Source organism: Rudaea sp. (genome assembly GCF_047601565.1).
Lineage (GTDB): Bacteria > Pseudomonadota > Gammaproteobacteria > Xanthomonadales > Rhodanobacteraceae > Rudaea.
In genome coordinates, this window is sequence record NZ_JASGIY010000001.1 from 1,986,513 (window position 1) to 2,006,705 (window position 20,193).

Here is a 20,193-nt window from a genome sequence, read left to right on the forward strand (position 1 = left end):
TCGCAAGATGAAGCGCCGCGGGCGGTGGCGCGTCTAGACGAAGCGCTCGATGACGACCGGCTGCGCGAGATCGCGCTCGTCGCAGTTCGCGCCCGGCCCGGCGCGGTCGACGACGAGGAAGTCGCTGGCCTCGCCGAGCGCGAGCAGCGGATGGTGCCAGACGCCGGTGGCGTAGTTGACGCCCTGGTCACCGCGGGCGAGGAATACGCGCACGGCATCCGTTTCCACGCGAGTTGCGACGGCGACGAGATACGGCCGTCCGTGCAACGGCATGAACGCCTGACTGCCGAGCGGGTGGCGTTCGAGCATCGCGATCGCGAACGGCAGCGTGCGCGGCTGCGCGCGGAAGATGCTGACGATCACGTGGCCCGCGGCATCCACTTCGACGTTGGCGAGGTCGTGATAGCGCTCGGTCGTGCCGCCGTTGATCGGGAAATGGCGCACCGCGTCGCTGGCTTCGATCACGTCGCCGAACGGCGCGAAGGCCTCGCGCGTCAGCGGTTCGACCTTGGCGATGCGCGCGCTCACTTCGCCAGCCGCCCCCACAGGCGCAGCCGCGACACGCCGCCGTCGGGGAAGATGTTGAAGCGCACATGGGTGATCGGCCCGAGCGCGGCGATTTCCTGCGCGAACTGGTGTTGCGCATCCATCGATAGTTTCTGTTCGGGCAGCAGCACGGGCCAGAACATGCTCTGCGTGATCAACGACTGATCGGTGCCGCCGTCGACGCGCGCGGCCTGGATCGAGCAGCGGTCGGGATAGTTGCCCTTGAAGTGCGCGGTGTCGACGTGGATCTTTTCGACGACGCCCGGCGCGCCGAGCGCGATCAGGCACCAGTCATTGCCGGGCTCGCGCCGGCGCCGCGTCTCCCAGCCGTCGCCCATGTCGACGCCGCGGCCCGGCAGCAGCAGGTTCGCCGCTTCGCCGAAGTGCGCATCGTTCCAGGCCACGGCGCGGCCGCCGTTTTCGACTGCGATCAGATCGTGCAGCGCATCCGCATCGCCATTCTCGAACGCGCCGACGACGTGCCCGTAGACGCGCAGTCGCGCGACACCGCCGTCGGGATAGATGTGCACGCGCAGGTGCGACCACACGCCGTCGTTCGCGATTTCGAGGAAGTGATGGCTGTTGCCGCGCAGCGACGTCGTCTCGAGCACCGGCGTCCACGCCGCCTGTTTCAGCACGTCCGCATCGTCGCTGGCCAACAGCGTGCCTTCGATCGAGATCGCCGGCGCGTAGTTGCCGGTGAAATGGCTGGTGTCGACGTCGAAGCCGGCGATGCGGCCGCGGCGGCCGAGCCTGACGATCGCCCAGTCGTGTCCGGCCGTGCGCTTGCGCCGCGTCTCCCAGCCGTCCATCCACTTGCCGTTGGCGTCGTACTTGCCCGGCACGAACGCCGCCGGCGCCGGATCGAGCATGCGTGCCAGCGGCGCGAAGAATTCGTCGGTCGCGCAGATCGCTTCCGCGCCGATGCGCGGATTCGCGAGATTCACCGCATGCCGCGCCCAGTCGGGCAGATCGACGCCCGCCGCAACGACGGTGGCGCCTTCGTATGGGGATGGAGTCATGTTCTGTTTTCCTCGTCGGTTCGCAACGATTGTAGAAAAACCGCGGCGCCAACAGAATGCCCGGTATTTCCGCAGACGAAAAGCGACTTCACGATGGATCTGGATACCCTCAACCGGCTCGACGCCGCCGAATTCGCCCGCGCGCTGGGCGGCATCTACGAGCATTCGCCGTGGATCGCCGCCGCCGCGCAGGCGCGCGCGCCGTTCCCCGATGCCGACGCGCTCGCCGCCGCGATGCGCGAGGCGGTGGCTTCCGCCCCGCGCGAGAAGCAGCTTGCCTTGCTGCGCGCGCATCCCGAGCTGGCCGGCAAGGAGGCCGCGAGCGGTACGCTGACCGCGCATTCGAGCGAAGAACAAAAAGGCGCGGGACTGGTCAACCTCAGCGACGCGGAGAAGGCCGAACTTGCCGAGCTCAATCGCCGCTATCGCGAAAGGTTCGGTTTTCCGTTCATCGTCGCCGTGCGCCATCACACCAAGTCGAGCATCCTCGCCGAATTGCGCCGACGCGCGGCTGGCGACGACGCCGGGCGCGAATTCGCGACCTGTCTCGATCAGGTGCACGAGATCGCGCGGCTGCGTTTGCAGGCGCTGTTGGCTGGGTAGGGGCGCGATTCATCGCGCCCGGCTTTTGCGCTGAGCAAATCAAAAGCCGGGTTCGATAAATCGAACCCCTACGACCGTGTAGCCGTCCGTCTTAAATTTCCCGATGCAGAACGTGAAATTCCCCATCGCCGAAATCCTGCCCGAACTGCTTGCGCTACTCGTCGCGCAGCCGCGCCTCGTGCTCGAAGCGCCGCCCGGCGCGGGCAAGACGACGCAGGTGCCGCTCGCGCTGCTCGACGCGGCGTGGCTGGCCGGACGCAAGATCGTCATGCTCGAGCCGCGCCGCATCGCCGCGCGCGCGGCGGCGGAGTTCATGGCCGCGCAGCTCGGCGAAGACGTCGGCGGGACGGTCGGTTATCGCATTCGGTTTGAAAACAAATTGTCCTCGCGCACGCGCATCGAGGTCGTCACTGAGGGCATCCTCACGCGCATGATCCAGGGCGACCCGGAACTCGCCGACGTCGGCGCGATCCTGTTCGATGAATTCCACGAACGCCATCTCAACGGCGATTTCGGTGCGGCGCTGGCGCTGGAAATCCAAAGCTCGCTGCGGACCGACCTGCGCCTCGTCATCATGTCGGCGACGCTCGACGGCGAGCGCATCGCGCGCTGGTTCGACGCGCCGCGCCTGACCAGCTCCGGGCGCAGCTTCCCGGTGCGCGTCGAATATCCGCCGGCGAAGCCGAACGAGGACTGGCCGTTCCACCTGCGCCGCGTCGCCGAACAGGCGCTGGCCGCGAGCGATGGCGACATCCTCGTCTTTCTGCCGGGGCGGCGCGAAATCGAGCGCGTGCAGCAGACGCTCGCTTCGACAAGCGCGCCGGACGGGCACGAGATCGCGCTGGTGCCTTTGCACGGCGAACTGTCGCTGGCCGACCAGCACGCCGCGCTCGCGCCCGCTCGCGCCGGCGCGCGGCGCATCGTGCTCGCGACCAACGTCGCCGAATCGAGCGTCACCCTGCCGGGCATCCGCGCGGTGATCGACACGGGCCTCGCGCGCGGGCCGTACTACGATCCGAATTCGGGCTTCACCCGGCTCGAAACGGTCAACATCTCGCAGGCCTCGGCCGACCAGCGCGCGGGCCGCGCCGGCCGCGTCGCCGCGGGTGTCGCCTATCGGCTGTGGCCGCAGAGCCGGCGTCTCGAGCCGTCGCGCCGCGCCGAGATCGCGCAGGTCGAATTGTCCGGCCTCGCGCTCGAACTTGCCGTGTGGGGCACGAGCGAATTGCGCTGGCTCGACGCGCCGCCTTCCGGCGCGCTCGCGAGTGCGCGCGATCTTCTGCTTCTGCTCGGCGCGACAACAGTGCCGGACGGCGACGCGAGCCTCACCGAACTCGGCCGCGCAATGCTCGCAAGCGGCGCCGCGCCGCGGCTCGCCGCGGCGGTATTGCGTGCGCTGCCGGCGCAACGCGCGCTGGCTTGCGACCTGCTCGCGCTGATCGAGGCGCGCAATCCGCTGCGCGGCGACGGCGCGCGCAGCGACGACTTCGGCCAGCGGCACGCCGCACTCGTCGCGTTCCGCCAGGCCGGCGGCCGCGCCGCGCGCGAGTTCGGCGCCGAAGGCGGCCTGCTCGCGACGATCGCGCAGGCAGCGGATGCGTGGCGCCGGCGGTTCGGCGTGCGCGACGCCGCGCCGACACGGACGGCGGCGCCGACGCAGATCGGCGACGTGCTTGCGCACGCGTTCCCTGATCGCATCGCGCGCCAGGACCCGAACAATCCGCGCCGCTACGCGTTGAGCAACGGCCGCGGTGCGAGCTTGCATCAAAATTCGGTCGTCTACGGCGAACCGTGGCTGGTCGTCGTCGATCTGCGCATGGACGAGCGCGACAGCCTGATTCTCGCCGCGGCGCCGTTCGATCCCGACCTGCTCGAACGCGATTTCGCCGATCGCCTGAAACGCGAGCGCGTCGTGCGCTGGAATCGCGCCAGCCGTAGCATCGAAGCGTTCGAAGAGTACCGCTTCGCCGGTCTCGTGCTCGAGCGGCGCAGCGTGCCGGCCAAGGCCGAGGACGCGTTGCCCGCGCTGCTCGCGGCCGTGCGCGAGGCGGGCATCGACTCGCTGCCATGGAGCGATCACGCGCGAGGCTTGCGCGCGCGCGTCGCGTTCGCGCGCGAGGCGATGCCGGAACTCGCGCTGCCCGATCTGTCCGACGCCGCCCTGCTCGCCACGCTCGACGACTGGCTTGCGCCTGCGCTCGCCGGCAAGACCAAACTCGATTCGCTCGACGCGCAACGGCTCGGCGACGCGCTCGCGGGCAGGCTCGACTACGCGCAGCGCCGTGCGCTCGACGAGCACGCGCCCGAGGCGCTGCGCGTGCCGAGCGGCAACGAGCGCGCGCTGCGCTATGAGCACGGCAAGCCGCCGGTGCTCGCGGTCAAGCTGCAGGAACTGTTCGGCCTCGCCGACACACCTCGCATCGCCAAAGGACGTATCGGAGTGACCCTGCATTTATTGTCGCCCGCGCAGCGCCCCATCCAGGTCACGCAGGACCTGAAAGGATTCTGGGAACGCACGTATCCGGAAGTGAAGAAGGAACTGAAGGGCCGCTACCCCAAGCATCCCTGGCCGGACGATCCGTGGAGCGCGATGCCGACCGCGCGCGCCAAGCCGCGCGGCACCTAGATTCGCGCGTCAGCGCGACAAGAACTTCAGCACGAAATTCGCCAGCTTGCCGTACGGCGGCCGCAGTACTTTCATGCTGCTGAAGCGCGCCTGATACATCACCGGCTTCTGTTTGCTGAAGGTGAGGAAACCCTCGCGGCCGTGGTAATGGCCCATGCCGGACGGGCCGACGCCGCCGAACGGCAGGTTCGACTGGGCGATGTGCAGCACGGTGTCGTTGACGGTGACGCCGCCGGCGACGGTGCGCTCGAGCACGCGTTCGGTGCGCGCGCGGTCGTAGTCGAAATGGTAGAGCGCGAGCGGCCGCGGGCGCGCATTGACGAAATCGATCGCCGCATCGACCGAATCGACCGTGACGATCGGCAGGATCGGCCCGAAGATCTCGTCCTGCATCAGCGCAAGATTCGCCGGCGGATCGACCACGAGCGTCGGCGCGAGGATGCGGTTGGCGGCATCGCCTCGAGCGAGTTCGACGACGTTCGCGCCGGCCGCGCGCGCCTCGATGAGATAACCGGCGAGGCGCTGGTACTGGCCGTCGTTGACGATGCTCGTGTACGCGGCGTTCGTCGCGAGGTTCGGGTAGCGCTGCGCGACGATGCGCTGCATCTCGGCGACGAACGGCGCGACGCTTTCCTTCTGCATCAGCACGTAGTCGGGCGCGATGCAGGTCTGGCCCGCGTTGAGCAGCTTGCCGGCGGCGATGCGGTCGACCGCGGTCGCGATCGGGTAGCCGGGCGCGAGGATCGCCGGCGACTTGCCGCCGAGTTCGAGCGTCACCGGGGTCAGGTTCTGCGCGGCGGCGAGCATGACCTTGCGGCCGACCGCGGTCGAGCCGGTGAAGAACAGGTGGTCGAACGGCAGCGCGGCGAACGCGGCGGCGACGTCGGCGCCGCCGAGCACCGTGGCGACGCGGTCCGCGGGGAACACTTCTTCGAGCAGCGCCTTCAATTCCTCCGACGTGCGCGGCGTGTGCTCGGACGGCTTCAGCATGACGTGGTTGCCCGCGGCGATCGCGGCCGACAGCGGCAGCAGGGCGAGGTTGACCGGGTAGTTCCACGGCGAGATCACGCCGACCACGCCGAGCGGCTGGTAGCGGACCTCGGTGCGCGCCGGCCAGAACAGCCAGTCGGCGAGGTCGCGGCGGCTGCGCATCCAGCCGTGCAGGTGCGCGCGGATGTGGTCGATGTCGGTGAGCACGGTGAAGGCGTCGCCGAGGATGCAGTCCGCGCGCGCGCGACGGCCGAAGTCGGCGTTCATCGCCGCGATCAGCGCGTCGAGGCGCGTCTTGAATGCATGGCGCAAGCGCTTCAAGTCGTCCATGCGCTGCTGATACGTCGGCACGTTCGCCCGCTGCGCGGCGCGCAGGCGCGCGAGGGTGGCGGTAAGGTCGGTCGGAGTGGAGGGCATATCCATCGGCGGTTCTGCGATTCGGCGGCGTATGGCGGCAGTGTAACGCTGCGCGCGCAGCGGCATGGGCGCGCCGACGCGGCAGAAGGGGGCAAAGCGGCCACGGTGCTACGATGCGCGCCCGATATTCCGCAAGCGAATCCGAACCTCATGCACCTGCGCCCCTACCGTGGCCGCCTGCCGCGCCTCGGTGAAAATGCATACATCGATCCGGCCGCGATCGTGGTCGGCGACGTCGAACTCGGCGACGACGCGTCGATCTGGCCGTTCGTTGCCGCGCGCGGCGACGTGAATTTCATCCGCATCGGCGCGCGCACCAACATCCAGGACAACTGCGTGCTGCACGTCACCCACGATGGCCCCTACACGCCGGGCGGCGCGCCGCTGCTCATTGGCGACGACGTCACGGTCGGCCACGGCGCGATCCTGCACGCCTGCACGATCGAGAACGCCTGCCTGATCGGCATGCACGCCACCGTGCTCGACAAGGCGGTCGTGCGCAGGCATGCGATGGTCGGCGCGGGCGCGGTCGTGTCGCCCGGCAAGGTCGTCGGCGAAGGCGAGCTCTGGCTCGGCAATCCCGCGCGCTGCGTGCGCCAGCTGACCGAGGCGCAGATCGAGCAGTTGTACTACTCGGCGAAGCACTATGTGCGTTTGAAAAACGAATACCTTGCCGCATCGTGAATCCTTCTTCCCGCGCCGATTTCCGCTGGGCGGGAAATAGGTGTTCCGTATGTATTGACTTGGACGAAGGTCTGTACTTACTATGCATTCAACGCCAATTCAGCGATGGATGCCGCCGTGGAATTCGTTATTTCCGGCGTTCCGTGGCGGGATTTGCGAGGGAGGCCGTATGTTTCGTTCAGGGGCGCAAGTGAGGGACTTGCGTGGGGTGTCGAGAGTGGGATCGATGTTCGGGGTCTTCGGCCCAGGGCTGAAACGGTAGGGTTTCGAGCAGTTCGCCCGCTATTCCACATCCTTGCATCATCACCCAAATCGTCTCGTGTTCCGCGAGCTATTGCGGTTTCCATTTCCAATGCCTGCACGGCTGCCGCCGTCGGGCGTTCCCGGGGTTGGGTTGGTCAAATGAGGATTCCATGAAAACACGCACCTACTCTGCGTTGAGGCCGCTGGCCTGCGCGCTGGCGTTGACGTTGGGTTCGGGACTGTCGTCGGTACCGATGTCCCGCGCGGCCATGCCGAGCCTGCGCGCAGCAACCGCGCTTGCGCCGACGATGGCGGGCATCGCCGGCGCAGCGACCGCGGCCAAGGCAAATCCGAACGTCGTCAAGGAGCAGGGAGGGAAGACGGGCCAGGCGACGCGCGCCGCTCGCGTCGCGCCGCTGGACGAAAACGGCCGCGCCCGCTACTTCGTCATCCTCGACGGCGAACCGGTCGCATCGACTGCGGGGCTGCCGATGGTCAACAACAAGAAGCGCAAGGACATGCATTCGGAGGCCGCGCTGAGCCGCGTCGCGGCATTGCAGGCCCAGCAAACCAGCTTCGTTTCGTCGATCAGTTCCACGCTCGGCCGCACGATCGCGCCGCTGATGCAGTACCAGTACGCGCTGAACGCCGTGCTCGTCGAGTTGACTCCCGAAGAGGCGGCCACGGTCGCCGCGCAGTCCGGCGTGCTGAAGGTGAACCGCGAAACGGTCAAGGAGATCAAGACCTACAACACCCACACCCTGATCGGCGCCGACACGATCTGGGCAGGCACCTCGACGCCGAACAACGTCGCCTCGTATGGCGAGGGCACGGTGATCGGCGAAATCGATACCGGCATCAACTGGACCTCGAAGTCGTTCGCCGCGACCGGCGACGACAACTACACGGTGACCAACCCGCTCGGCACTGGCGTGTACATGGGTAACTGCCTTGCCAGTGGAACCACCTACAACGGCTACAAGAGCAACGGCAAGGACGTCGGTCATTGCAACGACAAGCTGATCGGCATCTACAATACCGAATACAGCAGCACCAGCAATCCGAGCTCGGCCAATTACAACCCGGCATCCGGCCAGGACCTCGACGGCCACGGCAGCCACACCACCAGCACCGGCGGCGGCAACGTCGTCTACTCCGCACCGTACGGCGGGGGCACCTTCAACGTCTCGGGCGTCGCGCCGCACGCCAACGTCATCGCCTACCTCGCCTGCGGCACGCAGACCTATTCCTGCTACGACTCCGGCCTTGCCGCCGCCTACAACCAGGCGGTCGCCGACGGCATCGTCGACGCGATCAACTACTCGATCGGCGGTCCGGAAGACTCGCCCTGGAGCAGCACGATCCAGCTCGCCGCGCTCAGTGCCATGGACGCCGGCATCTTCGTCGCCCAGGCCGCCGGCAACGACGGCCCGACCGCGAGCAGCATCGACGGCAACGAATCGCCGTGGACGACGACGGTCGCCGCGTCCTCGCCCGCGAAGATCGTCTCGTACTCGTTCAGCCTGACGTCGGTCGACGATTCCACCGACGTACCCGCCGCTACGCAGGGCCTGGCGGCGATTCCGGGTTCAGCTCCGCTGCCCACGCAGGCCTACACCGGTCTGCCGCTGATCGTGAGCCCGGGTTTTGCCAATGGCGACTACGACGGCTGCGCGTCCGCCAGCAGCACTAACAGCCCCTATTCCTCCGGGTACTTCACGCGTAACGGCGTCGGCGGCATCGCCGTGCTGCACCTGGACCAGAACACCAGTACCTGCGGCAGCGCGTACCGGCAAGCCAACGCCGTCGCGGCCGGCGCCACGGCTGTGGTTTTCGTCGACGACAACTTCATCAGCTTGGGCGCCACGGGAGCGTCCTACTCGTTGCTGACCTCGGCCTGGAACGCCATTCTGGCCACGTCGGGCATCGACGTGACCAATACCGGCAACGCGACCGCCTCGCTCGGTTATCCGGTGTCGGCCAACTCGCGCACGCCCGACCTGGTCACCACCTACAGTTCGCGCGGGCCGATTGCATTCAACGAGCTCAAGCCCGACATCACCGCGCCGGGCGACAATGTCCTCGCTGCCATGTCGCCGACTTCGACCACCGGCTACAGCACGGCAAACCAGGCCGCCAGCAGCGTCATCTATGGCGTGGAATCCGGCACTTCGATGGCAACGCCGCACATCACCGGTTCGGCGGCGCTGGTCCGCGCGATCCATCCGGACTGGACGCCGATGCAGATCAAGTCGGCGCTGATGAGCACATCGACCACGGCCTATACCAACGACGGCAGCGAAGAAGCCGATCCCATCGTGGTCGGCGCCGGTCGCGTCGACCTGACCAAGGCCACGCTCGCCTCGCTGCTGTTCGACGAAACCAAGGCGAACTTCGTCGCGGCGGACCCGGACGAGGGCGGCGATCCCGCCACGCTCAACCTCGCCAGCTACTACGCCTTCAATTGTGTGGGCAGTTGCGTCTTCACGCGCACGCCCAGTTCGGCGCTCTCCACGAGCGGTAGCTGGACGATCGCCGTGACGGGCTTGCCGGCCGGCAGCTATTCGCTCGACAAGACCAGTCTCAGTCTGGCGGCGGGGGGATCGGATTCGTACACGCTGACCATCGACGCCACGCAATTGACCGCAGGACAGTGGTACTACGGCAAACTGACGCTGACGTCGAGCGATTCGACCTTGCCCGTGCAGCACCTGCCGATCGCGATCCGCGCGGCCACCGCGGCCTTGCGCGCCAGCCCGTCTTCGCTGAGCACCCATGCCGCCGTCGGCCAGACCGTCACTCAGCCGGTGACGATCAGCAACGCCGGCAACCCGGGTTTGAACTGGAGCATTCCGACGGACACGTTGAAGGCCACGCTCGTCAACCAGCCGTACAACACGGGCTACGGATATCCGGATATCACGGTGGCGACCTCCACCACCACGACGGCGATCCAGACGACCAATGCCAACAACTACTATGACGCCGATTATTTCGACATCTACGGCGCCGGCACCACGCTGGCGGAAGTGGCCGTGCATGGTTTCGGGTACTACAGTAGCGGAGGTACCTATCCGTCGATTTCGACGTTCATGACCCAATTGGCCCTGCGTGTCTGGGCCGATAACGGCAGCAACAAGCCCAATGGCCGGCCGGGCAACACCGTCACGGGCGACGTGGATCCGGTATTTCAGTTTCCCAGTGCTGCAGGCGGACTCGGACCCACAAACGCCGGCATCAGCTACCCCGGTACCGCTGGTGTCGACGACATCATCGATCTCGATCTCGCCGCCGCGGGTGCCACTGCGCCGGGAATGGCGGCAGGGCGCTACTGGCTGACCATGACGCCGACCATTTCCGGAACGAGCATGATCTGGTATCGCGGTCCCTATCAACCGTCGACGACCAAGTCTGTGGTGGGACAAGTATCGTTGCCGAACGCCACCAGTTCCACGAACAAGGCATGGAGGGCGATGAACACCTCCGCCATCGCCGGCAGTACCGCGTTTACCGGTTGGGCCATGAAGATCGTGGTCAATGCCGCCTGCTCCGCGTCGTGGCTGAGTTACGACTCGACCAGTGGTACGCTGGGACTGGATGGTTCGACCACGGTCAACGTGAGCTTCAACGCGACCGGCCTCGCGGTCGGCACCTACAAGGCCTACGTCTGCGTCAGCGGCAACGGCACCTCGCCGACGAACGATTTCACCAGCGACGATGACTCGATTCTCATCCCGGTGACGTTCACGGTCGTGGCCGCGCCGTCCTCGCCGAGCTGCACCGCGTCGCCAAATCCGGCCAACGTCGACGATACGGTGACGTTCACCTGCAGCGGCGCGGATGTCGGCACGACCAACACGATCCCCGACGCGACCTGCTCGCCGAATCCGACCACGGACGGCACGTTCACCTGCACCGGCACGGCCGGCGACATCGGCGCGAATCCGACGCTGACTTCCAGCACGGCGGCCGGCGACAGCGCCACGGTTCCGCTCAGTCTGGAAGTGCAGGTCCACGTGGCGACCAGCGTCGACGGTTCCGGCGGGTCGATCGCGGATCCCGCGTCGGTCGACGTCGACCTCGGCGGCGCCGCCAGCTTCACCGCGGTTCCCGACACCGACTATTCGCTGTACACCGTCGCCGGCGACTCCTGTTCGCCGACGGTTTCCGGCAACACCATCAGCGTCGATTCGGCCACCGCGAACTGCACGATCACGGTGACGTTCGTGCACGATCCGGTGGATGGCGTCTGCGGCAGCGACAACGGCCAGGTGCTGACCGTCCCGCCGACGAATCTGTGCAGCGCAGGCACCGCCGGCGCGGTCAGCGGAAGCGGCCCGTGGACTTGGCAGTGCGTCGGAGAGTACGGCGGCGCGACCGTCGATTGCTCGACCAGCGCCCAGACCTGGACCGTCACCGCCACGGTGGACGGCAGCGGCGGCAGCGTGACCTCGACCAATCCGGTCACTGTCAATGACGGCGACACCGCCAGCTTCACCGTCACGCCGGATTCCCACTACGCGTTGAGCGGGGCCAGTGGTTGCGATGCCACCTTCAGCGGCAACACGATCACGACGGGCGCGATCACGGCCGATTGCACGGTGACCGTCACGTTCTCCCGTCTCACCGGCTACGTTGCGCTCAATCCGAAACGTATCCTCGACACGCGCGCCACCGGCATCACCAGTGATGGCCTGTTCCAGGCGGGCGGCGTGCTCAGCGCAGGGGATCCGCTGGACCTGATCGTACTCGGTCGCGGCGGTATTCCGGCGGACGGCGTCAAGGCCGTCGCCCTCAACATCACCGCCACCAATCCGACCCGTTCCAGCTACGTGACGGCCTGGCCGAGCGGCGCCGATCAGCCGATCGCGTCCAACCTCAACTTCTCGCCGGGCCAGACCATCGCCAATCTCGTCATTATCAAGGTGGGCGACGACGGCGCCGTCTCGCTGGTCAACGGCATCGGCTCGGCCGATCTCATCGCCGACGTGCAGGGTTATTTCACCGACGATGCCGACCTGACCGCCGTGCAGCCCGCGCGCTTGCTCGATACGCGAACGAGCCATACCACCATAGACGGAAACTTCGCCGGGGAGGGTGCGCTCGCCGCCCAGGTTACGCGCCCCCTCACGGTCACCGGACGCGACGCCGAATTGCCCGCTTCCGGCATCGGTTCGGTCATCCTCAACGTCACCGCCACCAACACCACCGCGGCCGGACACGTCACCGTTTGGTCGACCGATAATGCCCGGCCGAACGCGTCGAACCTGAACTTCGTCGCCAACCAGACGATTCCGAATCTGGTCATCGCCCAGGTCGGCACGGACGGGGCGGTGTCGATGTTCAATTCCGCCGGCTCCACCGACCTCGTCGCCGACGTGATGGGCTGGTTCCCGACCGGCTCGGAGCTGACCCCGCTGCAACCCGCACGCTTGCTCGATACGCGTGCCAACGGCGCCACCATCGACGGCCAGCTCGCCCGAGATGGCGCGGTCGGCGCTGGACAGACAAAAGTCCTGCCCGTTCTCGGACGCGGCGGCGTGCCCGCCAGCGGCGTCAATGCGGTCGTGCTCAACGTGACCGTGACCCAGCCGACCCATGCGGGATACATCACCGCGTGGCCGACGGGAAGCACCCAGCCCATCGCGTCCAACGTGAACTTCGTCGCCGGCCAGACCATTCCCAATCTGGTCATCGTCAAGGTGGGTACTGGTGGCGACGTCTCGCTGTTCAATGCCCAGAGCAGCACCCACCTCGTCGTCGACGTCGTCGGCTGGTTTGCGGCCGAGTAGGGCAATGCCGGGCGCGCTGCGGTCGATCGCCGCAGCGCGCCTGTTTTGTGATCCGTTTTGCGCCGCCCCTTGCATCGACGGCGCCGAGGCTGTTATCAAGCACGTCAAGATTGCCGATCACGGCCGTAGCGCGTGAGCATCGCAGCCAGTTTCGAAATCGATTACCTGCAATATTTGGACGAGTCGGGCAAGCTCCTCGGCGAGGACGCGCCCGCCCTCGCGCGCGACGTGCGCGCGCTCGTCGAGGCGTACAAGCTCATGTGCTTCACGCGCGTGTTCGACGCCAAGGCGATCGCCTTGCAGCGCACCGGCAAGCTCGGCACCTACGCGTCTTGCCTCGGCATGGAGGCGACTTTCGCCGCGATCGGCTCGGCGCTCGCCGAGGACGATGCATTCGCACCGTACTATCGCGACTACGCGGCACAGTTCCAGCGCGGCGTGAAGGCGCGCGAGGTTCTTCTCTACTGGGGCGGCGACGAGCGCGGCAACGACTTCTCCGGCCCCGCGCACGACTTCGCCTGGTGCGTGCCGATCGCATCGCAATGCCTGCACGCGGCGGGCTCCGCGCTCGCGTTCAAGATCCGCAAGGAACCGCGCGTCGCCCTCGCCACGGTCGGCGACGGCGGCACCTCGAAGGGCGAGTTCTACGCGACGCTCAACGCCGGCGGCGCGTTCGCGCTGCCGCTGGTCGTCGTCATCGTCAACAACCAGTATGCGATCTCGATTCCGCGCGCGCAGCAGACCGCGACGAAGACGCTCGCGCAGAAAGGCATCGCCGCCGGCGTTGAAAGTATTCAGGTGGACGGCAACGACCTGATCGCGATGCGCGTCGCGCTCGACCATGCGGTCAAGCGCGCGCGCCACGGCCACGGCACGACGCTGATCGAAGCGGTGACTTATCGCCTGTCCGACCACACCACCGCCGACGACGCGCGCCGCTATCGCAGCGAGGACGAAGTCAAGGCGGCATGGGAAAAGGACCCGATCAAGCGCCTGCGCGCCTACCTGCAAGGCATGAATGCCTGGAGCGATGATGAAGAAAAAGACTGGCTGGCTGAATCCGGCCGGCGCATCGACGAGGAAATAGACGCCTATCTCGCGACGAAACCGCCGCCGGTGTCGGCGATGTTCGACCACACCTACGCCGAACTGCCGCTCGACTTGGAACGCCAGCGCGCCGCGGCGCTCGACTTGGGCAAGCTGACATGAGCGCAGCGGACGCCGTGCGTTCAAGCCCTCTCCCCCAACGATGAAGCCGTTGGAGGAGAGGGAGCCGTAACTCCCCCGAACAACGCCATGCCGCAAATCAACCTCATCGAAGGCATCACCATGGCGCTCGCGCACGAGATGGCGCGCGATCCGGCCGTCGTCGTGCTCGGCGAGGACGTCGGCATCAACGGCGGTGTGTTCCGCGCCACCGCCGGCCTGCAGCAGGAGTTCGGTCCCGAGCGCGTGATCGACACGCCGCTCGACGAGGCGATGATCGCCGGCCTCGCGGTCGGCCTCGCCGCGCAGGGCATGCGGCCGGTCGCCGAGGCGCAGTTCGAAGGCTTCATGTACCCGATGATCGACCAGATCGCCTCGCACGCGGCGCGCATGCGCACGCGCACGCGCGAACGGCTGACCTGCCCGGCCGTGTTCCGCGCGCCGTGGGGAGGCGGCATCCATGCGCCCGAGCATCATTCGGAAGCGATCGAAGCGCTGTTCACCAACATCGCCGGCATCCGCGTCGTCATCGCCTCCTCGCCGGGTCGCGCCTACGGCCTGCTGCTCGCTGCGATCCGCGATCCCGACCCGGTGGTCTTCTTCGAGCCCAAGCGCATCTACCGCCAGTACAAGGAGGAAGTCGCCGACGACGGCGAGGCGCTGCCGCTCGACGTCTGCTTCGTCCTGCGCGACGGCAGCGACGTGACCCTCGTCACTTGGGGCGCGCAGGTCAAGGAAACGCTCGAAGCGGCAGATGCACTCGCCGCCGAAGGGATCAAGGCCGAAGTGATCGACGTCGCCACGCTCAAGCCGCTCGACTTCGATACGATCCACGAGTCGGTGAAGAAGACGCATCGCTGCGTGATCGTGCACGAGGCACCGTACACGGGCGGCTTCGGCGGCGAGATCGCCGCGCGCCTCGCCGAGCATGCGCTGTACGACCTGCATGCGCCGGTCGAGCGCGTCGCCGGTTACGACGTGCCGATGCCGCTGTACCGACTCGAGATGAACGACCTGCCGAGCACCGCGCGCATCGTCGCCGCGGCGAAACGTACGCTGGCGGCGAGCTGACGCGCAACGGAGACCGGCCATGCACGTCATCGCGCAAATCCTGATCGCCTTCGTTGCGTTGCTGCACTTGTACTTCCTCGCCCTCGAAATGTTCTTCTGGGACAAGCCGCTCGGGCGCAAGGTGTTCAACCTAACGCCCGAATTCGCGGCGGCGTCGAAAACGCTGGCCGCCAATCAGGGCCTGTACAACGGCTTCCTCGCCGCCGGCCTGATTTGGAGCCTCGTCCTCGGTGGCCACGAAGGCTTTCACGTCGCGATCTTCTTCCTCGCCTGCGTCATTGTCGCCGGCATCTACGGCGCGGCGACCGTCAACAAGCGAATCTTTTTCTTCCAGGCGCTGCCGGCGATCGTCACCCTGATCCTGCTGCAAGCGCGGTGAGGTGCCCGTGAGCCAAACAAAGACATTCCGCCTGCCCGATCTCGGCGAAGGCTTGCCTGACGCGACGATCGTCGAGTGGCTGGTCAAACCCGGCGACACGATCGCGCTCGACGCGCCGCTGATTTCGATGGAAACGGCGAAGGCCGTCGTCGAAGTGCCGTCGCCGTATTCGGGAAAATTGGTAAAGGCATACGGAAGCAACGGCGACGTGATCGCGACCGGCGCGCCACTCGCCGACTTCGAGATCGATCCCTCCGCGCCGCAGCGCGCGGAAGCGCATGCGACCGGGCGCCACGCAGCGCCCGCGCCGATGGCGCCCACTGCGGCATCGGTCCAGCGGCCTGACACCGGCACGGTCGTCGGCGAAATGCAGGCGAGCGACCGCGTCGTCGTCGAAGCCGCGGTCGCGGTCGGCGGCGTCAAGGCGGTGCCGGCCGTGCGCGCGCTGGCGAAAAAGCTCGGCGTCGATCTGTCGCAGGTGCCGCCGAGCGGCCCAGGCGGCGTGGTGACGATGAAGGACGTGCGCGACTTCGCGGCCGCGGCGAAAACGGACGCGGCGAAGCAAACTGCTTCACCTCTCCCACCGGGAGAGGTCGGCGCGCGCAGCGCGACGGGTGAGGGAAAAGCCTCGCAGGCTGTCACGAACTCGGAAATCGGAGAGGCTCTTCCCTCATCCGCCCTTCGGGCACCTTCTCCCGGCGGGAGAAGGGAAGCAAGTATCTTGGGCACGCCCGAGCAACTCAAAGGCGTGCGCCGCAACATGGCGCGCGTGATGGCCGACGCGCAATCGAAAGTCGTGCCGACCACGCTCAACGACGACGCCGATATCCACGCCTGGCGTCCCCGCGAAGACGTCAGCGTGCGCCTGCTGCGCGCGATCGTGCACGCCTGCAAGGCGGTGCCCGCGCTCAATGCCTGGTTCGATGGCGAGAACCTGACGCGCACGCTGCACGAGCGCGTCGACATCGGCGTCGCGGTCGACACGGTCGACGGCCTGTTCGTGCCCGCGTTGCGCAACGCGGACGCGCTCGACGCGCACGGCCTGCGCCTCGCCCTCGACCATCTGATGCGCCAGGTGCGCGAGCGCAGCATCCCGCCGTCGGAACTGACCGGCTACACGATCTCGCTGTCGAACTTCGGCGTGTTCGCCGGGCGCTACGCGACACCGATCGTGGTGCCGCCGACCGTCGCGATCGTCGCCGCGGGCAAGCTGCGCTTCGAAGCCGTGCCCGTGATCGGCGGCATCGAGGCGCATCGCGTGATTCCGCTGTCGCTGACCTTCGACCATCGCGCCTGCACGGGCGGCGAGGCCGCGCGATTCCTCAAGGCGATGCTCGAAGACCTCGCCTTGCCGGAGTAGTCCGCAAGCATTGACGCGGCACGCGGCCGGGCGTATACCATTGCGCCCAGCCTGATCCGGAATGAAATGAAACGTAACGGATTGAAGCGCGTCGAGGCGAATCAAACTCGATTGACCGCGGACGAACGCGCGCTCGTCACCGCCGCGAAGAAAGCACGCTTGCGCGCCCACGCGCATCAGTCGCAATTCAAGGTCGGCGCCGCGGCGCGCTACGGCAACGAGATCGTGCTCGGCTGCAACGTCGAATCGGACTCCTACGGACTCACCAACTGCGCCGAACGCACGGCCGTATTCTCGGCTCACGCAAGCGGCGCCGCGCGCAAGGGATTGGCGATGATCGCCGTCGTCGCGGACACGCCCGAGCCGGTCACGCCCTGCGGCGCTTGCCGTCAGGTGCTGTTCGAGCAAGGCGGCCCGGATCTGCGCGTGATCATGTGCAACACGCGCGGCGACGTGCGCGTGGCGACGCTGGCCGAGTTGCTGCCCGGCGGCTTCCGCCTCGAAACCGCGCCGAAGCGCCGCGCCGCGGCCGCAACGGGACCGCGCAAAGCCGTGCGGCGCGGCTGATCCCATGCACCACAGCCGGATCAGCGCCTATATCTTCGACTGCCAGGTCGATGATCTGAAAGACGCCGCGGAATTCTGGAGCCGCGCGCTCGGCCGCCCGGTCGCCACGTTCGACCAGGACGGCGACGGCAAGTACGCCGAGCTGAAAACGGACGCCGACGAACCGTTCCTGCTGCTGCAGCGCGTCGACCACGAGGCGCGCATCCATCTCGACATCGAAACCGACGACCTCGACGCCGAAGTCGCGCGCCTCGAAGCGATCGGCGCAACGCGCATCGCCTTCGTCAAGCGCTGGTGGGTGATGCAGGCGCCGAGCGGGCATCGCTTCTGCGTCGTGCGCAAGCAGCGCGCGGAGTTCGGGCCGTACGTGAACGAGTGGCCGTAGGGGTTCGATTCATCGAACCCGGCTTTTTCAAGAGGCGAACCCCGGGAGCCGGGCGCGATGAATCGCGCCCCTACGCGGCCGGAAGTTCTTCCATCGCCTCACGCGCCGCGGCCATCGCCGCTTTCGCATCGGCGAAGCCGCCTTGGGTTTTGAGCACGTTGCGTTTGGCGTCGAGCACTTTGAACGCGAACGCATCGGCTTCGCGAAACACCACGGGTTGCAGCGCGGGCTTTTCGCTGCGCGCGACCGATTTCGCTTCCGCTTCGGCGGCCGATCGCAAATCGCGCAACCCCGCCGCATGGCGCAGCTTGTCGAGAAACGGCCCGGCCAACGCGCGCGCGCGCGCGGCGCCGGCATGCAGGATGCTCTCGATCTCCGCAGGCTTGGCGATCAGCGTGTCGTATTTTTCGCGCATCGGCGCGAGTTCGGCATCGAGGCGCTCGAACAGCTTCTGCTTCGCATCGCCCCAGCCGATGCCGTCGGCGAACGCCTGGCGCATCGCTGCGGTTTCCTGCGCGTTCGCGAAGGCCTGGTAGATGCTGAAGATATTCGAGTCGTCGGGATTCTTCGCCTCGCCCGGCGCGAGCGAATTCGTCACGATGCCGAGAACCGCCTTGCGCAGTTCCTTCGCCGGCAGCCACAGCGGAATCGTGTTGTCGTAGCTCTTCGACATCTTGCGTCCGTCGAGGCCGGGCAGCGTCGCCACGTTCTCCTCGATCGCCGCTTCGGGCAGCACGAAATACTCCCCGCCGTAGAGATGGTTGAAGCGCTGGCCGATGTCGCGCGCCATCTCGATATGCTGCACCTGGTCGCGCCCGACCGGCACCTTATTCGCGTTGAAAATGAGAATGTCCGCGGCCATCAGCACCGGATACATGTACAGGCCCGCGGTCACGCCGGCGTCCGCATCCTCGCCTTTCTCGCGATTGGCATCGGTCGCGGCCTTGTAGGCGTGCGCGCGGTTGAGCAGGCCCTTCGCGGTGACGCAGGTCAGTAGCCAGGTCAACTCGGGAATCTCGCGGATGTCGGATTGGCGGTAAAAGTACACTTTTCCCGGATCGAGCCCGCAGGCGAGCCAGCTCGCCGCGATCTCGAGCGTCGAGCGCTGGATGCGCGCCGGATCGTCGCACTTGATCAGCGCGTGATAGTCGGCGAGGAAGTAGAACGACTCGGCATCGGCGTCGCGGCTCGCCGCGATCGCCGGGCGGATCGCGCCGACGTAGTTGCCGAGATGCGGAGTGCCGGTCGTGGTGATGCCGGTGAGGATGCGGGTTTTCGAGGTCATTCTTGCGACTGTACTGCGTGGAACACGGAGTTTAAGCGATTGCCAGCGGCAGCGCAGACAACCGGCTTAACCCCGCCGAGCGCTCCGCTCCGTTGCATCGTTCACCTTGCCAACGGAGTGTCCGATGAAAACGCTGCTGTCCAGCCTCGTCCTTGCCGCCCTTTCCTGCGCGCCGCTCGCACGCGCGGGCGATCTCGTCGATCTGAGCGTGATCGATCGCGATACGGGCAAAACCCTGACGACCTACGCGCGCGACGGCAAGATCTACGTCGCCGGCACGCCGGGCCATCGCTACAGCGTGCGCATCGCCAACCGCATCGGCGAGCGCGTGCTCGCGGTGCTCTCGGTCGACGGCGTCAACGCGGTCACGGGGCAGACCGCCAGCCCAGCCCAGTCCGGTTACGTGCTCGATCCGTACCAGAACACCGACGTTGCCGGCTGGCGCAAGTCGGCGAGCGAAGTCGCGCAGTTCAACTTCACCGCGTTGTCGTCGAGCTACGCGGCAAAGACCGGGCGCCCCGACAACGTCGGCGCGATCGGCGTCGCCGTGTTCCGCGAGAAGCCGCTCGACCTGCCCTGGCGCGAGGGCAAGATCGCGAGCGCGCCGCTGGCCGACCGTTACACGCCGCCATCGCCTCCGGCGCAGCCCGCATCGCAGAAACCGGCACCCGCTTCCGTGCCGTCCGGCGCGATGGATGCGGAAAGCGCAATCGCGAAATCGGCGGGGGCGACGAATGACCTGGCGCGCGCCGAAACGGCCGCCCCCGGCTCCGCGGCGCACATGCGCAAGGCCGAAGAATCGCTCGGTACCGGCCACGGCGCGCGCGAAATTTCGCACGTCGCCTGGACCGAATTCGCGCGCGCAGGCACGCAGCCGAACGAAGTCGTGTCGATCCGGTACGACAGTCGCGCCAATCTCGTCGCGCTCGGCGTGATCCCGCCGCCGCCACCGCCGCGGCGCTTCGTCGAACCGCAGGCGTTTCCGGGTGGATTCGTACCCGATCCGAGAAGCTGAAG

General features: G+C 67.2%; 16 protein-coding genes. 12 read left to right on the plus strand and 4 right to left on the minus strand.

The features are described 5' to 3' along the window. Positions 1 to 33: 33 nt before the first annotated feature. Together QM741_RS08605 and alc are read right to left on the minus strand one after the other, a co-directional pair. Positions 34 to 528 (minus strand): ureidoglycolate lyase, encoded by a 495-nt coding sequence (locus tag QM741_RS08605; protein ID WP_415207300.1) that lies wholly within the window; start codon positions 526 to 528, stop codon positions 34 to 36. Further along, positions 525 to 1,568 carry an allantoicase gene (alc, locus tag QM741_RS08610; RefSeq protein WP_415207301.1) on the minus strand — a complete coding sequence of 348 codons (1,044 nt, stop codon included), beginning with the start codon at positions 1,566 to 1,568 and terminating at the stop codon, positions 525 to 527. Before alc ends, QM741_RS08605 begins: the two co-directional genes overlap by 4 nt. Positions 1,569 to 1,661: 93 nt before the next feature. On the opposite strand from alc, the gene uraD reads away from it, so the two are divergent. Beyond that, complete coding sequence (gene uraD, locus QM741_RS08615) at positions 1,662 to 2,171, plus strand: 2-oxo-4-hydroxy-4-carboxy-5-ureidoimidazoline decarboxylase (RefSeq protein ID WP_415207302.1); 510 nt, start codon at positions 1,662 to 1,664, stop codon at positions 2,169 to 2,171. Positions 2,172 to 2,274: 103 nt separating this feature from the next. After that, positions 2,275 to 4,797: an ATP-dependent helicase HrpB gene (gene hrpB, locus QM741_RS08620; RefSeq protein WP_415207303.1), complete on the plus strand. Its 2,523-nt coding sequence runs from the start codon at positions 2,275 to 2,277 to the stop codon at positions 4,795 to 4,797. Between the two features lie 9 nt (positions 4,798 to 4,806). Here hrpB and QM741_RS08625 read toward each other — a convergent pair whose 3' ends face one another. Then, on the minus strand, positions 4,807 to 6,210 hold the full coding sequence (locus QM741_RS08625; protein ID WP_415207304.1) for a coniferyl aldehyde dehydrogenase: 1,404 nt from the start codon (positions 6,208 to 6,210) through the stop codon (positions 4,807 to 4,809). A 144-nt stretch (positions 6,211 to 6,354) separates the two neighbouring features. Between QM741_RS08625 and QM741_RS08630 the strand changes: the two genes are divergently transcribed. The 9 genes from QM741_RS08630 (at position 6,355) to QM741_RS08670 (ending at position 17,891) form a co-directional block, all read left to right on the plus strand. Beyond that, on the plus strand, positions 6,355 to 6,888 hold the full coding sequence (locus QM741_RS08630) for a gamma carbonic anhydrase family protein (RefSeq protein ID WP_415207305.1): 534 nt from the start codon (positions 6,355 to 6,357) through the stop codon (positions 6,886 to 6,888). A gap of 413 nt (positions 6,889 to 7,301) precedes the next feature. Then, positions 7,302 to 12,923, plus strand: coding sequence for a S8 family serine peptidase (locus QM741_RS08635; protein ID WP_415207306.1), 5,622 nt, complete (start codon positions 7,302 to 7,304; stop codon positions 12,921 to 12,923). Between the two features lie 4 nt (positions 12,924 to 12,927). Continuing rightward, positions 12,928 to 13,059 carry a hypothetical protein gene (locus QM741_RS08640; RefSeq protein ID WP_415207307.1) on the plus strand — a complete coding sequence of 44 codons (132 nt, stop codon included), beginning with the start codon at positions 12,928 to 12,930 and terminating at the stop codon, positions 13,057 to 13,059. Further along, positions 13,056 to 14,132, plus strand: a complete 1,077-nt coding sequence (gene pdhA, locus QM741_RS08645) for a pyruvate dehydrogenase (acetyl-transferring) E1 component subunit alpha (RefSeq protein WP_415207308.1) — start codon at positions 13,056 to 13,058, stop codon at positions 14,130 to 14,132. The genes QM741_RS08640 and pdhA overlap by 4 nt, the downstream gene beginning before the upstream one ends. Positions 14,133 to 14,219: 87 nt before the next feature. After that, complete coding sequence (locus tag QM741_RS08650; RefSeq protein ID WP_415207309.1) at positions 14,220 to 15,200, plus strand: alpha-ketoacid dehydrogenase subunit beta; 981 nt, start codon at positions 14,220 to 14,222, stop codon at positions 15,198 to 15,200. A 19-nt stretch (positions 15,201 to 15,219) separates the two neighbouring features. Then, positions 15,220 to 15,579, plus strand: coding sequence for a DUF1304 domain-containing protein (locus tag QM741_RS08655; RefSeq protein ID WP_415207310.1), 360 nt, complete (start codon positions 15,220 to 15,222; stop codon positions 15,577 to 15,579). Between the two features lie 7 nt (positions 15,580 to 15,586). Continuing rightward, positions 15,587 to 16,939, plus strand: coding sequence for a dihydrolipoamide acetyltransferase family protein (locus tag QM741_RS08660; protein WP_415207311.1), 1,353 nt, complete (start codon positions 15,587 to 15,589; stop codon positions 16,937 to 16,939). Between the two features lie 66 nt (positions 16,940 to 17,005). Further along, positions 17,006 to 17,506, plus strand: coding sequence for a cytidine deaminase (locus QM741_RS08665; RefSeq protein ID WP_415207312.1), 501 nt, complete (start codon positions 17,006 to 17,008; stop codon positions 17,504 to 17,506). Positions 17,507 to 17,510: 4 nt separating this feature from the next. Beyond that, positions 17,511 to 17,891, plus strand: a complete 381-nt coding sequence (locus QM741_RS08670) for a VOC family protein (protein WP_415207313.1) — start codon at positions 17,511 to 17,513, stop codon at positions 17,889 to 17,891. A 70-nt stretch (positions 17,892 to 17,961) separates the two neighbouring features. On the opposite strand, the gene QM741_RS08675 is transcribed toward QM741_RS08670, so the two are convergent. Continuing rightward, positions 17,962 to 19,176: a tryptophan--tRNA ligase gene (locus QM741_RS08675; protein WP_415207314.1), complete on the minus strand. Its 1,215-nt coding sequence runs from the start codon at positions 19,174 to 19,176 to the stop codon at positions 17,962 to 17,964. A 124-nt stretch (positions 19,177 to 19,300) separates the two neighbouring features. On the opposite strand from QM741_RS08675, the gene QM741_RS08680 reads away from it, so the two are divergent. Then, positions 19,301 to 20,191: a hypothetical protein gene (locus QM741_RS08680; protein ID WP_415207315.1), complete on the plus strand. Its 891-nt coding sequence runs from the start codon at positions 19,301 to 19,303 to the stop codon at positions 20,189 to 20,191. Positions 20,192 to 20,193: the final 2 nt, after the last annotated feature.